Annotated in this window: 11 protein-coding genes and 1 pseudogene; 4 read left to right on the forward strand and 8 right to left on the reverse strand. The window is 72.8% G+C overall.

All coding sequences use genetic code 11. From position 1 onward, the window contains the following. Nucleotides 1–240: hypothetical protein (locus N790_RS01385; protein WP_043799915.1), on the reverse strand; the 240-nt coding region annotated here is incomplete at its 3' end. A gap of 71 nt (nucleotides 241–311) precedes the next feature. Between N790_RS01385 and mrcB the strand changes: the two genes are divergently transcribed. The 4 genes from mrcB to tsaB are packed head-to-tail and all read left to right on the forward strand — an operon-like array spanning nucleotide 312 to nucleotide 5,942. Next, nucleotides 312–2,672, forward strand: coding sequence for a penicillin-binding protein 1B (gene mrcB, locus N790_RS01390; RefSeq protein ID WP_084062474.1), 2,361 nt, complete (start codon nucleotides 312–314; stop codon nucleotides 2,670–2,672). A 1-nt stretch (nucleotide 2,673) separates the two neighbouring features. Continuing rightward, the gene (locus tag N790_RS01395) at nucleotides 2,674–3,192 is read left to right on the forward strand and encodes a tetratricopeptide repeat protein (protein ID WP_043799916.1); all 519 of its coding nucleotides are present in this window, start codon (nucleotides 2,674–2,676) and stop codon (nucleotides 3,190–3,192) included. Further along, a complete protein-coding gene (yoaA, locus tag N790_RS01400) occupies nucleotides 3,193–5,256 on the forward strand; it encodes a DNA repair helicase YoaA (RefSeq protein ID WP_043799917.1) in 2,064 nt (687 codons plus the stop codon). Next, entirely contained in the window at nucleotides 5,253–5,942 is a 690-nt protein-coding gene (gene tsaB, locus N790_RS01405) for a tRNA (adenosine(37)-N6)-threonylcarbamoyltransferase complex dimerization subunit type 1 TsaB (protein WP_043799918.1), read from the forward strand. The genes yoaA and tsaB overlap by 4 nt, the downstream gene beginning before the upstream one ends. Nucleotides 5,943–5,945: 3 nt before the next feature. On the opposite strand, the gene N790_RS15830 is transcribed toward tsaB, so the two are convergent. From N790_RS15830 to N790_RS01440, 7 genes and pseudogenes are all read right to left on the reverse strand, one after another. Beyond that, complete coding sequence (locus tag N790_RS15830) at nucleotides 5,946–6,299, reverse strand: cupin domain-containing protein (RefSeq protein WP_342668306.1); 354 nt, start codon at nucleotides 6,297–6,299, stop codon at nucleotides 5,946–5,948. Further along, a pseudogene (locus N790_RS01415) lies at nucleotides 6,294–6,686 on the reverse strand (NUDIX hydrolase); the annotation flags it as partial. The gene N790_RS15830 and the pseudogene N790_RS01415, both read right to left, overlap by 6 nt. Continuing rightward, nucleotides 6,683–7,822, reverse strand: a complete 1,140-nt coding sequence (locus N790_RS01420; RefSeq protein WP_169742127.1) for a serine hydrolase domain-containing protein — start codon at nucleotides 7,820–7,822, stop codon at nucleotides 6,683–6,685. The gene N790_RS01420 and the pseudogene N790_RS01415, both read right to left, overlap by 4 nt. A 7-nt stretch (nucleotides 7,823–7,829) precedes the next feature. Then, nucleotides 7,830–9,191 carry a magnesium transporter gene (gene mgtE, locus N790_RS01425; RefSeq protein WP_043799919.1) on the reverse strand — a complete coding sequence of 454 codons (1,362 nt, stop codon included), beginning with the start codon at nucleotides 9,189–9,191 and terminating at the stop codon, nucleotides 7,830–7,832. 65 nt (nucleotides 9,192–9,256) lie between these two features. Next, nucleotides 9,257–10,972, reverse strand: coding sequence for a phosphoenolpyruvate--protein phosphotransferase (gene ptsP / locus N790_RS01430; protein WP_043799920.1), 1,716 nt, complete (start codon nucleotides 10,970–10,972; stop codon nucleotides 9,257–9,259). Further along, nucleotides 10,972–11,241: an HPr family phosphocarrier protein gene (locus N790_RS01435; RefSeq protein ID WP_043799921.1), complete on the reverse strand. Its 270-nt coding sequence runs from the start codon at nucleotides 11,239–11,241 to the stop codon at nucleotides 10,972–10,974. Before N790_RS01435 ends, ptsP begins: the two co-directional genes overlap by 1 nt. Beyond that, a complete protein-coding gene (locus tag N790_RS01440; protein WP_043799923.1) occupies nucleotides 11,234–11,626 on the reverse strand; it encodes a PTS sugar transporter subunit IIA in 393 nt (130 codons plus the stop codon). The genes N790_RS01435 and N790_RS01440 overlap by 8 nt, the downstream gene beginning before the upstream one ends. Between the last annotated feature and the right edge of the window lie 102 nt (nucleotides 11,627–11,728).

Raw genomic sequence — 11,728 nt, forward strand, 5'->3', positions numbered from 1 at the left:
CCAGCCGGCGCCGTGCCACGCGGCCAGCAACCGCTGCAGGGCGGGATCGTCGAAAGCCACGCCCGCGCGCAGCAGCAGCACGTCGCGCCCCGGGTACGCGGCATGGGCACGCGCCAGCGCCGCTTCCGGCGACGCCGCCACGCCGTCCACGCGCACCAGCCCGGCCGGCGCGCCGGAGGGCGCGGCGGCGGTCGGGTCGGCGGTCCAGGTGCTCAGGACCGGGAGGGCGGGGGCATCCATGCGCAGGTTCAGTCTCGGGTGGGGGCGGGGCGGGGGCGGCCTGATAGACTCGCCGCACCTCCGGATTATCCATGTCCGTGCCTCGTAACGCTTCCCCCCCAAAATCCGGCTCGCCCTCCGCCCGCCCGCGCTGGCGCACCTGGCTGTTGCGCGCCGCGCTGCTGGCGCTCGGCCTCGCGCTGGGCATCGGCGTGCCCACCTTCTACGTGCTCGACAAGCGCGTGCGCGCCGAATTCGAGGCCCTGGTCTGGCAGGTGCCGACCCGCGTCTACGCCCGCCCGCTGAGGCTGGCCCCGGGCACGCGGCTCGATGCCGACACGCTGCTGCTGGAACTCGATGCGGCCGGTTACCGCGCCGACGGCGGCGACCTGCCGGGCACCTGGTCCCGCGACGGCAACCGTTTCCACGTCGGCACCCGCGCCTTCACCGACCTCGACGGCCCGGTGCCGGCGATGCGGCTGGAAGTGGTGCTGTCGGGCGGCAAGGTCGCCCGCGTCGCCGACCGCCGCAGCGGCAAGCCGCTGGACGCGGCCCGCGTCGATCCCGCGCGCATCGCCACGCTCTACGGCGACGTGTCCGAGGAACGCCGGCTGGTGCAGCTCAAGGAAGTGCCCTCGCTGCTGGTCACCGGCCTGCAGGCGGTCGAGGACCGCAACTTCAAGCACCACCACGGCATCGACCCCTGGGGCATGCTGCGCGCGGCCTGGGTGAACGCGCGCGAGGGCGAGCTCGAGCAGGGCGCCAGCACGCTCACCCAGCAGCTGGTGCGCAACCTGTTCCTGACCCGCGAAAAGCGCTGGAGCCGAAAGTTCAAGGAAATCGCCTACTCGCTCATCATCGAGGCGCGCTACGACAAGCAGCGCATCCTCGAGGCGTATTTCAACGAGGTGTACCTGGGCCAGCAGGGCAACCAGTCCATCCACGGCATCGCTGCCGCCTCGGAATTCTGGTTCGGGCGTGATCTTTCCACCCTGCGTGCGCAGGACATGGCGCTGCTGGTGGGCATGATCCAGGGCCCCTCGGTGTACGACCCGCGCCGCCGCCCCGAGGCCGCCAAACAGCGCCGCGACCTGGTGCTGGCGGTGTGGCGCGACACCGGCCTGCTCAGCCCCGAAGAGGCGAAGCGCGCCATGGCCGCGGGCCTCGGCGTCAGCCGCCGCCCGGGCGTGGCCAGCAACCGCAACCCGGCCTTCATGGACCTGGTGCGCCGCCAGCTGGCGCGCGACTATCCGGCCGACGCGCTGCGCGGCGCCGGCCTGAGCGTGCTCACCACGCTCTCGCCCTCGGCCCAGCTGCTGTCCGAGCGCGGCGTCGCCAGCACGCTCGACAAGGTGCAGCGCAAGGACGGCCCGCCGCTGCAGGCCGGCATGGTGGTCACCGACACGCACGGCGGCGAAGTGCTGGCCATGGTGGGCAACCGCGACCCCGACCAGCCCGGCTTCAACCGCGCGCTGGAAGCGCAGCGCCCGGTGGGTTCGCTGCTCAAGCCGCTGGTGTACCTGCTGGCGCTGGCCCAGCCCGACGCCTGGTCGCTGGCCACGCCGGTCGAGGACGCGCCGGTGGACCTGGTGCTGCCCAACGGCAAGCGCTGGAACCCGGAGAACTCCGACGGCCGCAGCCACGGCCGCGTCAGCCTGGCCGATGCGCTGGCGTTCTCCTACAACCAGGCCACGGTGCGCGTGGGCATGGCGGTGGGCCCCGAGCGCCTGGCCGAACTGCTGAAGGTGCTGGCGGGCTTGCGCGCCCAGCCCAACCCGTCGCTCATCCTGGGCTCGGTCGACCTCAGCCCGTTCGCGATGGCGCAGGTGTACCAGTTCCTCGCTTCCGGCGGGCAGATCCAGCCGCTGCGCGCCGTGCGCGGCGTGCTCGATCCCAAGGGCAAGGCCATCAACCGCTACGACTTCACCCCGGCGCCGGCGCAGGAAGGCGACGCCATCGCCGCGCGCTTGGTCACGCTGGCGCTGCAGGACACCGTGCAGCGCGGCACCGCGCGCCAGCTGCTTTCCGACGGCCTGGGCCACCTGCGCCCGGCCGGCAAGACCGGCACCAGCAACGACAGCCGCGACAGCTGGTTCGCTGGCTACACCGGCGACCACCTGGCCGTGGTCTGGGTGGGCAACGACCGCAACGAACCCACCGGCCTGTACGGCTCCACCGGCGCGATGCGGGTGTGGTCGTCGCTGTTCGCCAAGCTGCCCAGCGCGCCGCTCGACGTCGGCATGCAGGGCCTGGAATGGGGCTGGGTGGACGCCACCGAATACGCCACCACCGAAGAAGACTGCGAAGGCGCGCGCCGCTACGCCTTCGTCGCCGGCTACCTGCCGCCCGAACACCTGAGCTGCCAGCGCCGCAGCTGGCTCGACTGGTTCCGCTTCGGCGGCGACGAGCGTGGCCGCGACCGGCGCGATGACGAAGAACCAAGGATCGACTGACGTGAAGACCCGCACCCTCGCCGCCGCCGCCCTCGCGCTGCTGCTTTCCGCCTGCTCCTCCAGCGCGCCGGCGCCCGAACGCCGCGCCGTGGCGAAGAAGGTGGACCCCGCCGCGGTGGTGGCCGACGTGCGCGCCACCGGCGAACACGGCCACGAGCTGGAAGTGCAGCCGCTGCGCGACCCGCAGGTGGAAGACCTGCGCCTGCAGGCGCAGACGCTGGAAGCCGCCGGCAAGCTCAAGCCCGCCGGCGCCGCACTCGACCAGGCGCTGGCCATCACGCCCGAAGATCCCGACCTGCTGCAGTGGAAGGCCGAACTGGCCCTGCTGCGCCGCGCCTGGCAGGAAGCCGAAACGCTGGCCAACCAGTCCTTCGAGCGTGGCCCGAAGCTGGGCGGCCTGTGCCGCCGCAACTGGGCCACCATCGCCCATGCCCGCGAACACCGCGGCGCCAGCGACGCCGCCGCCGTCGCGCGCCGCCAGGTGGCGTCCTGCACGGTGGCGCCGCCGGTCCGCATGTAAGTGGGCGACCTCGCGCAGTGCACGCTCGCCGCGCTGGCCAACGACGGCCCGCTGGCGACCGAACTCGAAGGCTATTCGCCGCGGCCGGCCCAGCAGCAGCTGGCGCGCGCCGTGGCCGAGGCCATGGACGAGCGCGCCACGCTCATCGCCGAAGCCGGCACCGGCACCGGCAAGACCTACGCCTACCTGGTGCCGGCGCTGCTCTCGGGCCAGCGCGTCATCATTTCCACCGGCACCCGCGCGCTGCAGGACCAGCTTTACCACCGCGACTTGCCGCGCGTGCGCCAGGCGCTGGGCGCGGGCGTGAAGACGGCCCTGCTCAAGGGCCGCGCCAATTACCTGTGCCTGTACCGGGTCGAACAGGCCAAGGGCGAGAAGTTCCAGTCGCGCGAAGTCGTGGCGCAGTTCCAGCGCGTGGTGGCCTGGGCCGGGCGAACCATGCGCGGCGACCTGGCCGAACTGGCCGACATCGCCGAAGACTCGCCGCTGTGGCCGCAGGTTACTTCCACGGCCGACAACTGCCTGGGCGGCGAATGCCCGTTCTGGACCGAGTGTTTCGTGGCCAAGGCGCGCCAGCAGGCGCAGGCGGCCGACGTGGTGGTGGTGAACCACCACCTGCTGCTGGCGGACCTGGCGATCAAGCAGGAAGGTTTCGGCGAAATCCTGCCGGGCGCCGCCGCCTTCGTGCTCGACGAGGCGCACCAGCTGCCGGAGCTCGCGGCGCAGTTCTTCGGCGAAGGCCTGGGCGCGCGCCAGTTGCTCGACCTGGCGCGCGATGCGTTGGCCGAGTGCAAGAACGTCACCGCCTCGCTGGCCACCGTGATGGGCCCGGCGCGCGCGCTCGAACAGGCCATGCGCGACCTGCGCCTGGCGATGGACAAGCTGCCCCAGCGCGGCCCGCAGGCGCGCCTGCTGGCGCACCCCGGCGTGCCCGAAGCGCTCGACCAGCTCGGCCACGCGCTGTCGGAGCTGCTGCGCGTGCTCGGCCCGCTCTCCGACGCCTCGCCCGGCTTCGCCGCCTGCGGCGACCGCGCCGCCGAACTCGTGCGCCGCCTCGCCAACTGGCGGAACGTGGAAGGCGAGGAAGAAAGGGGGTCAGGTTCACTTTCCCCCGAGGACGACGCGCCGTCCGACGCACACCCGCCGGAAAGTGAACCTGACCCCCTTTCTTCTTCCGCCGGCGACACGATGGCGGTGCGCTGGTACGAACTGACCCAGCGCGGCTTCACCCTGCAGCGCACGCCGCTGGATGTCTCCGGCCCGCTGCGCCGCTACCGCGAGCAGAGCCGCGCCGCGTGGATCTTCACCTCGGCCACGATGGCCGTGGACGGCAGCTTCCGCCACATCGGCCGGCGCCTGGGCCTGTGGGAGCCGCGCGAGCTGCTGCAGCCCAGCCCCTTCGACTGGCCGAAGCAGGCGCTGTGCTACCTGCCGCGCGCCATGCCCGAACCGAACAGCCGCGACTACGCCCTGGCCGTCATCGACGCCGTGTGGCCGGTGCTGGAAGCGTCGAACGGCCGCGCCTTCCTGCTGTTCACCTCGCACCGCGCCCTGCGCGAAGCCGCCGAGGAACTGCGCGAAGGCCCCTGGCCGCTGTTCGTGCAGGGCACCGCGCCGCGCAACACGCTGCTCGAACAGTTCCGCGCCTCCGGCAACGGCGTGCTGCTCGGCGCCGCCAGCTTCTGGGAGGGCGTGGACGTGGCCGGCGAGGCGCTGAGCGTGGTCTGCATCGACCGCCTGCCCTTCGCCGCGCCCGACGACCCGGTGCTCGAAGCGCGCCTGGAAGCCGTGCGCCGCCGCGGCGGCAATCCCTTCCGCGACGAACAGCTGCCGCAGGCCGTGATCGCGCTCAAGCAGGGCGTCGGCCGCCTGATCCGCAGCGACGCCGACCGCGGCGTGCTGGTGCTGTGCGACCCGCGCCTGCTGGGCAAACCCTACGGCCGCCTGTTCCTGGACAGCCTGCCGCCGTTCCCGCGCACGCGCCAGATCGAGGACGTGCAGCGCTTCTTTGCCGCACAATCGCCCGGTGCGGCGCCCGCCGCGAGCGACGAGGACTGGCCGTGAAGCTGTTGGCCATCGAAACCAGCACCGAAGCCTGCTCGGTCGCCGTCTACGCCGACGGCGCCGTGCTCGCGCGCCACGAACTGGCGCCGCGCCGGCACACCCAACTGGTGCTGCCCTGGGCCGACGAACTGCTGGCCGAAGTCGGCCTGCGCAAGTCGCAGCTCGACGCCCTCGCCGTGGGCCGGGGCCCCGGCGCCTTCACGGGCGTGCGCCTGGCCATCGCGCTGGTGCAGGGCCTGGCGCTGGCGCTCGACCGCCCGGTGCTGCCGATTTCCACGTTGGCCGTGCTGGCCATGCAGGGCCAGGGCGAACGCATCCTCGCCGCCATCGACGCGCGCATGGGCGAGGTGTACCTCGGCGAATTCGCGCGCGACGCCGACGGCCTGGTGACGGCCACCGGTGAAGAAAGCATCTGCCCGCCCGCACGGGCGCCGCTGCCGGAACGCGTCGTGTCCGGCGTCGGCACGGGTTTCGGCGCGGAACACGGCGCGCTGGTCGCGCGCCTCGGCGACACCCTCGCCGGCTTCGATGCCAGCACGCTGCCGCACGCCGCCGACCTGGCGAAGCTCGCGGCCCGCGCCTTCACCCGCGGCGAAGCCGTGGACGCGGCGCGCATCGAACCCGCCTACCTGCGCGACAAGGTCGCGCTCACCCTGGCCGAACAGGGCAAGCCGGCGCCGCGCTGAAATTCAGTCGTCGCTGCGGTCGCCGCGCGTGGTCGGCTGCGACACCACGAGGAAGTGCACGTCCTCGTCGTAGGGGTTCATGAACTGGTGCGGCAGACCGGGCGGCACTTCCAGCCCCTGGCCCGCGGCCAGCGCCACTTCCTTGCCGGCCAGCTCGATGCAGGCCCGCCCCGACAGGAGGTAGAAGAACTGACGCGCCACCGCGTGCCGGTGCCGGCGCTCGCGCCCGCCCGGCGGCACGCGCTCGGCGATGACGGAAAGCTCGCCGCGCTGCACCAGGTGCCAGCCGTCGTTGTCGCCGCCCCAGGCGTAGTGCCGCGCGGGGCCGCGCTCCACCGGCGACCACAGCGCCGCCACCGCGGGCAGCAGCTGGTGGCGGGAAAGCGGCGCGATGACGCGTTCGCCCGGCGCGGCCGGCTCCACCCAGGCCAGCTCTTCGATCTCGGCGCGGGCGGCGGGCTCGCCGTCCACGTCGGCCAGGTAAACCTCGGCGCGCACGCGGGTGTCGGCTTCGTTGACGGCCACGTCCTCGAATTCGCCCAGGCGCAGCGCGCCCGGCCGCAGCGCCACGCCCAGCTCCTCGTGCAGCTCGCGCGCCAGCGTGGCCAGCGGCTCTTCGCCCGGCTCGCGCTTGCCGCCCGGCTGGATGAAGGTGGGCGTGCCGCGCTTGCGCACCAGCAGCACGCGGCCGGCGGCATCGCGGATCACCGCGGCGACGGTGCGGATCAGCCGGGCGTCGGTCACGGCGAATCCGCGGCGGGCGGCAGCGCCTCGCGCCGGCCGGCCGCGCAGTCGCGATAAGCGCCGCGCAGCGAGCCGATGAGCGCGGCGTAGGGCAGGGCGGTCTTTTCCACCACGGCGCCGGCGAACACCACGCCGTCGGCCGGCGAGTGGAAGGCGAAGGTGTTCCAGAAGCCGCTGTGGCCGGTGAGCTTTTCACCGTCCACGTCGAGCTCGAACAGCCCCGCGCCGTAGTCGTTCCAGGCGCCGGCCACGCCGGGCGTGCGCATGGCCTGCAGCGAACCGGCCTGTTCGAACAGCTTGCCTTCGAGCAGCAGGCGCAGGAAGGCCGCCATGTCGGTCGGCGTGGCCACGATGCCGCCGCCGCCGTAAAGGTCGAACGAAGGGTGCCAGCCGTGCGTGTCGCGGCCCTGCCAGTACTGGTGGGCCCGTGGCGCGCGCGCCGGTTCGAGCGTTTCGAACCAGGTGTGGGCCAGGCCGTTCGCGTCCCAGGCCTGCAGCGTTCGCAGTGCCGTCGGCAGCGGCTGCCCCGCGTGCTTTTCAACGATCGAACCCAGCAGCACGTAGCCGGTGTCGGAGTAGTGGAATCCGGCGCCGGGCGGCGACAGCGGCGCGCCGGCGGCCATGGCCAGGTCGAGTTGTTCCGCCACCGTCCATTCGCGCGCGTCGGGCCCGGCCTGGCGGAGCAGGAAGTCTTTGCTCACGTGCTCGCGCAGGCCGGCGGTGTGCGTCAGCAGGTGGCGGATGCGGATGGCCCGCGGATCGTAGCCGCCCTTTTCCAGCGCGGCGACGAAGGCGTCCGGCAGGTGCGCGGCGATGGGGTCGTCCAGCCCCAGTTTGCCCTGCTCGGCCAGGCGCAGCACCGCGGCCGCGGTGTAGGTCTTGGTGTTGCTGGCGATGCGGAAGGCGTGGCCGGTCGTCAGCGCTTCGCCGCGCTCGCGGTCGGCCAGGCCCCGTGCGCCATGCCAGGCGCCGCCGCCCTGCATCGGCAGCACCGCCACGCTCACGCCCACGGCGTTCCCGAGGTCGAGGTCCATGGCCTCGAAGCGCGACTGCAGGCAGGCCTGCAGCGTTTGCGCCGGCGCATCGGCGAAGGCCGGCGCGGCCGAAAGCGCAAGGACGAGGGCGAGCAGGCGCACCATGCGCTCAGCGCAGCAACACCAGCGTGGCCAGGCCGAGGAAGGCGAAGAAGCCCATCACGTCGGTGACCGTGGTCAGCACCACGCCGCCGCCCAGCGCCGGGTCGATGTTCATGCGCCGCAGCAGCAGCGGCACGCCCACGCCGGCCAGCGCGGCCGAGACCAGGTTGATCACCATGGCCGCGGCGATCACGCCGCCCAGGGCGAAATCGCTGAACCACAGCGCCGACACCAGGCCCACCACGATGGCCCAGGCGATGCCGTTGATCAGGCCCACCAGCACCTCCTTGCTCAGCAGCGCGCGCAGGTTGCCGGTGCCCACCTGGCCCAGGGCCATGCCGCGCACCATCAGCGTCAGGGTCTGGGTGCCGGCCACGCCGCCCATGCTGGCCACGATGGGCATCAGCACGGCCAGGGCCACCAGCTGTTCCAGCGTGTCGGCGAAGCGCCCGATCACCCACGAGGCCAGGAAGGCCGTGGCCAGGTTGATGCCCAGCCAGATCGCGCGGCGGCGCGCGGCGCGCGGCACCGGGCTGAACAGGTCCTCGTCCTCGTCCAGGCCGGCGGCGCTCAGCGCCTGGTGCGCGGCATGGTCGCGGATGATGTCCACGACGTCGTCGATGGTGATGCGGCCGAGCAGGATGTTGTTCGCGTCCACCACCGGCGCCGAGATCCAGTCGTGGTCCGAGAACTGGCTGGCCACCTCGTGCGCGGGCGTGTCCACCGGGATGGCCGGCTGCTCGTCGTCGAAGAGTTCGTTGATGGGCGTGCTGGCGTCGTGCGTGAGCAGCGCCGCGATGGCCACGCGGCCCAGGTACTGGTGCCGGCGGCTGACCACGAACAGGTGGTCGGTGTGCTCGGGGATCTCGCCGCGCAGGCGCAGGTAGCGCAGCACCACGTCCACGGTGACGTCGGTGCGCACCGTGATCACGTCCGGGTTCATCAGGCGGCCGGCGCTGTCCTCGGGATAGGACAGCACCTGTTCCAGGCGCTCCCGGTTCTCCCGGTCCATGGACTTGAGCACTTCGTCGATGACCTGGTCGGGCAGGTCGCCGGCCAGCTCGGCGAGGTCGTCGATGTCGAGGTCCTCGACCGCGGCGACGATCTCGTCGGTGTCCATTTCGGCCAGCAGGCTTTCGCGCACGTCGTCGCCGACGTGCACCAGCATCTCGCCGTCGTCCTCCGGGTCCACCAGGCCCCACACGATCTCGCGCTTGCCGGCGGGCAGGGACTCGAGCAGGTTGCCGATCTCGGCCGGCGACAGCGAATTCACCAGCCGGCGCACCGGGCCCAGGCGGCCGGTGTCGAGCGCGTCCGACAGCAGCCGCAGCTGCCGAGCGGTCTTGTCGTGGCGGACGGCTTCGGCCATCAGGCGGCTCCCGGGAAGGCGCCGGTATTATGCGGGGGCCGGCGGTTCCCCGCCTACCCGTGCCTTCAGCAGCGTTCGAGCCAGCGCTCGATCGCGGCGCGGTCGTGGCAGCGCAGCAGGGTGCCCGAGCGCCGGCGCAGGCTGCCCAGGTCGGCCTCGCGGATGGCCTTGCGCACTTCCAGCAGGGTGGACGGGTGCAGGCTGAAGTCGCGCAGGCCCAGGGCCAGCAGCAGCGGCACGTTCGCCGCTTCGCCGGCCATCTCGCCGCAGACCGCCACCGGGATGCCGTTGCGGCGGCCGAAGGCGAACACCTCGGCCAGCAGCCGCAGCACCGCCGGGTGCCGCGGCGTGTACAGCTCGGCCAGCGATTCGTGGTTGCGGTCGGTGGCCAGCAGGTACTGCACCAGGTCGTTGGTGCCCACCGAAACGAAATCCACCAGGTCGACGATGTCGCCCAGGCCCAGGGCCGCGGCCGGCACTTCGATCATCGCGCCCAGCTCGGCCACCGGGCCGACCTGCAGGCCCTCGGCCGCCAGCCCGTCGCGGGCCTGTTCCAGCAGTTCGCACACCTGCAGCATTTCCTCGCGGCCGCTGACCATGGGCACCAGGATGCGCACCGGGCCGTAGGCGCTGGCGCGCAGGATGGCGCGCAGCTGGGTCAGGAACAGCGCCGGGTGCGCCAGCGACAGCCGCACGCCGCGCAGGCCCAGGGCCGGGTTGGGTTCGCTGCGCAGGGCCAGGCCGGTGTGGTCGGCCTTGTCGGCGCCCAGGTCGAGCGTGCGGATGGTGGCGACGCGGCCGGCCATGCCCAGCACCAGGTCGCGGTAGGCCAGGAACTGTTCTTCCTCGGTGGGCAGTTCGCGCCGCTGCAGGAACAGGAACTCGGTGCGGTACAGGCCCACGCCGTCGGCGCCCTGGGCGTGGGCTTCGGCCACGTCCTCGCGCGATTCGGCGTTGGCGTAGAGGCGGATGTCCACGCCGTCGCGGGTGCGGGTGGGTTGGCGCCGCAGCCGCGCCAGCTGGGCGCGTTCGCGGCCGATCTGGGCCTGGCGGGCGTGGTAGCGGGCCAGGTCTTCGGCGCTGGGCTCGAGCACCACCTCGCCGCTGCTGGCGTCCACCATCATGGCGTCGCCGTCGTTGGCGTGCGCCAGCAGGTCGCCCACGTTCACCAGCAGGGGCAGGTGCAGGCTGCGCGCCAGGATGGCGCTGTGCGAGAGCGGGCTGCCTGTGGCGGTGACCACGGCCACCACGCCGCGCGCCTGCCACTCGGCCAGCTCCGAGGGCGCCACCGATTCGCAGACCAGGATTTCGCCCGACAGGCCGGCGCCGTTGGCGTTGTCCCGGCGGTGCAGGGCGGCGTGCACGCGGCCGATGACGTGGTCGAGGTCCTCGCGCCGGCTGCGGAAATAATCGTCGTCCATGCCCTCGAACACGGCGGCCAGGCGGTCGCGCTGCAGCTTCAGGGCATAGTCGGCGCCGTAGCGGCCGGTGCGCACGAGGTCGTCGAGGCCCTGCAGCAGCTCGGGGTCGTCGAGGATCATGGCGTGCAGGTCGAGGAATTCGCCGACTTCCTGCGCCAGCGCGCCGTGCAGGCGCTCGCGCAGGCCGCGCAGTTCGGCGCGCGCGACGTCGAGCGCGGCGTGCAGGCGCGCCAGTTCGCCGGCGACTTCGCCGGCTTCGATGCGTGTTTCCTCGACCGCCAATGCCTGCGGCTGGCAGACGCGGGCCCGCCCGAGCGCGATGCCGCGCGAGGCGCCCACGCCGCGCAGCGCGCGCCGCATCAGCCGTCCTCGTCGAAACCGCGCTCGAACAGCGCGGCGGCGGCGGCAAGGGCTTCGGCTTCGTCCGCACCCTCGGCGCGCATGACCAGCGTGGCGCCGGGCGCGGCGGCCAGCAGCAGCACGCCCATGATGGACTTGGCGTTCACCTCGCGGCCGCGGCCCAGCAGCGTCACCTGCGACTGGAAGCCGGAGAGGAGCTGGACGAGTTTCGCCGCGGCGCGCGCGTGCAGGCCGAGTTTGTTGCTGACCTGCAGTTCACGCTCAAGCATCGTCCACCACCACGCCGTTGCGCGCGCCGGCGGCGGCCGTGCGCGCGAGTTCATCAAGCCCGAGTTCGGGATAGTTCTGCACGCGCAGCAGCATGGGCAGCGACAGGCCGCTGACGCGGCGCGCGGGCGTGCCCAGGTGCACGAGCTTTTCGGCCAGGCGGGCGGGGCTGGCGCCGTACAGGTCGCACAGCACCAGCACGCCGTCGCCGCCGTCCACCTTGCGCAGCGCGGCGCTGGCGGCGGGCAGCAATTCGCCCGGGTCCCCGTCCCAGGGCAGGCCGAAGGATTCGGTGGCCAGCGGCAATCCGCCCAGCAGCCGGCGCGCGGCCGCCAGCAGGGCGTCACCGACGCCTTCATGGCTCAGCAGTAGTATCCCGACCGACATGGCATGACATTACCAGAGCCCCCCGGGGGTCCGGAATCTCTGGCCTGGCCTGGCTTTGCCAGGTAGGTCAGTTGCTCGTGTTCGGTTGGTCTCGGCAGGCGT

The organism is Arenimonas malthae CC-JY-1, from assembly GCF_000747075.1.
Lineage (GTDB): Bacteria > Pseudomonadota > Gammaproteobacteria > Xanthomonadales > Xanthomonadaceae > Arenimonas > Arenimonas malthae.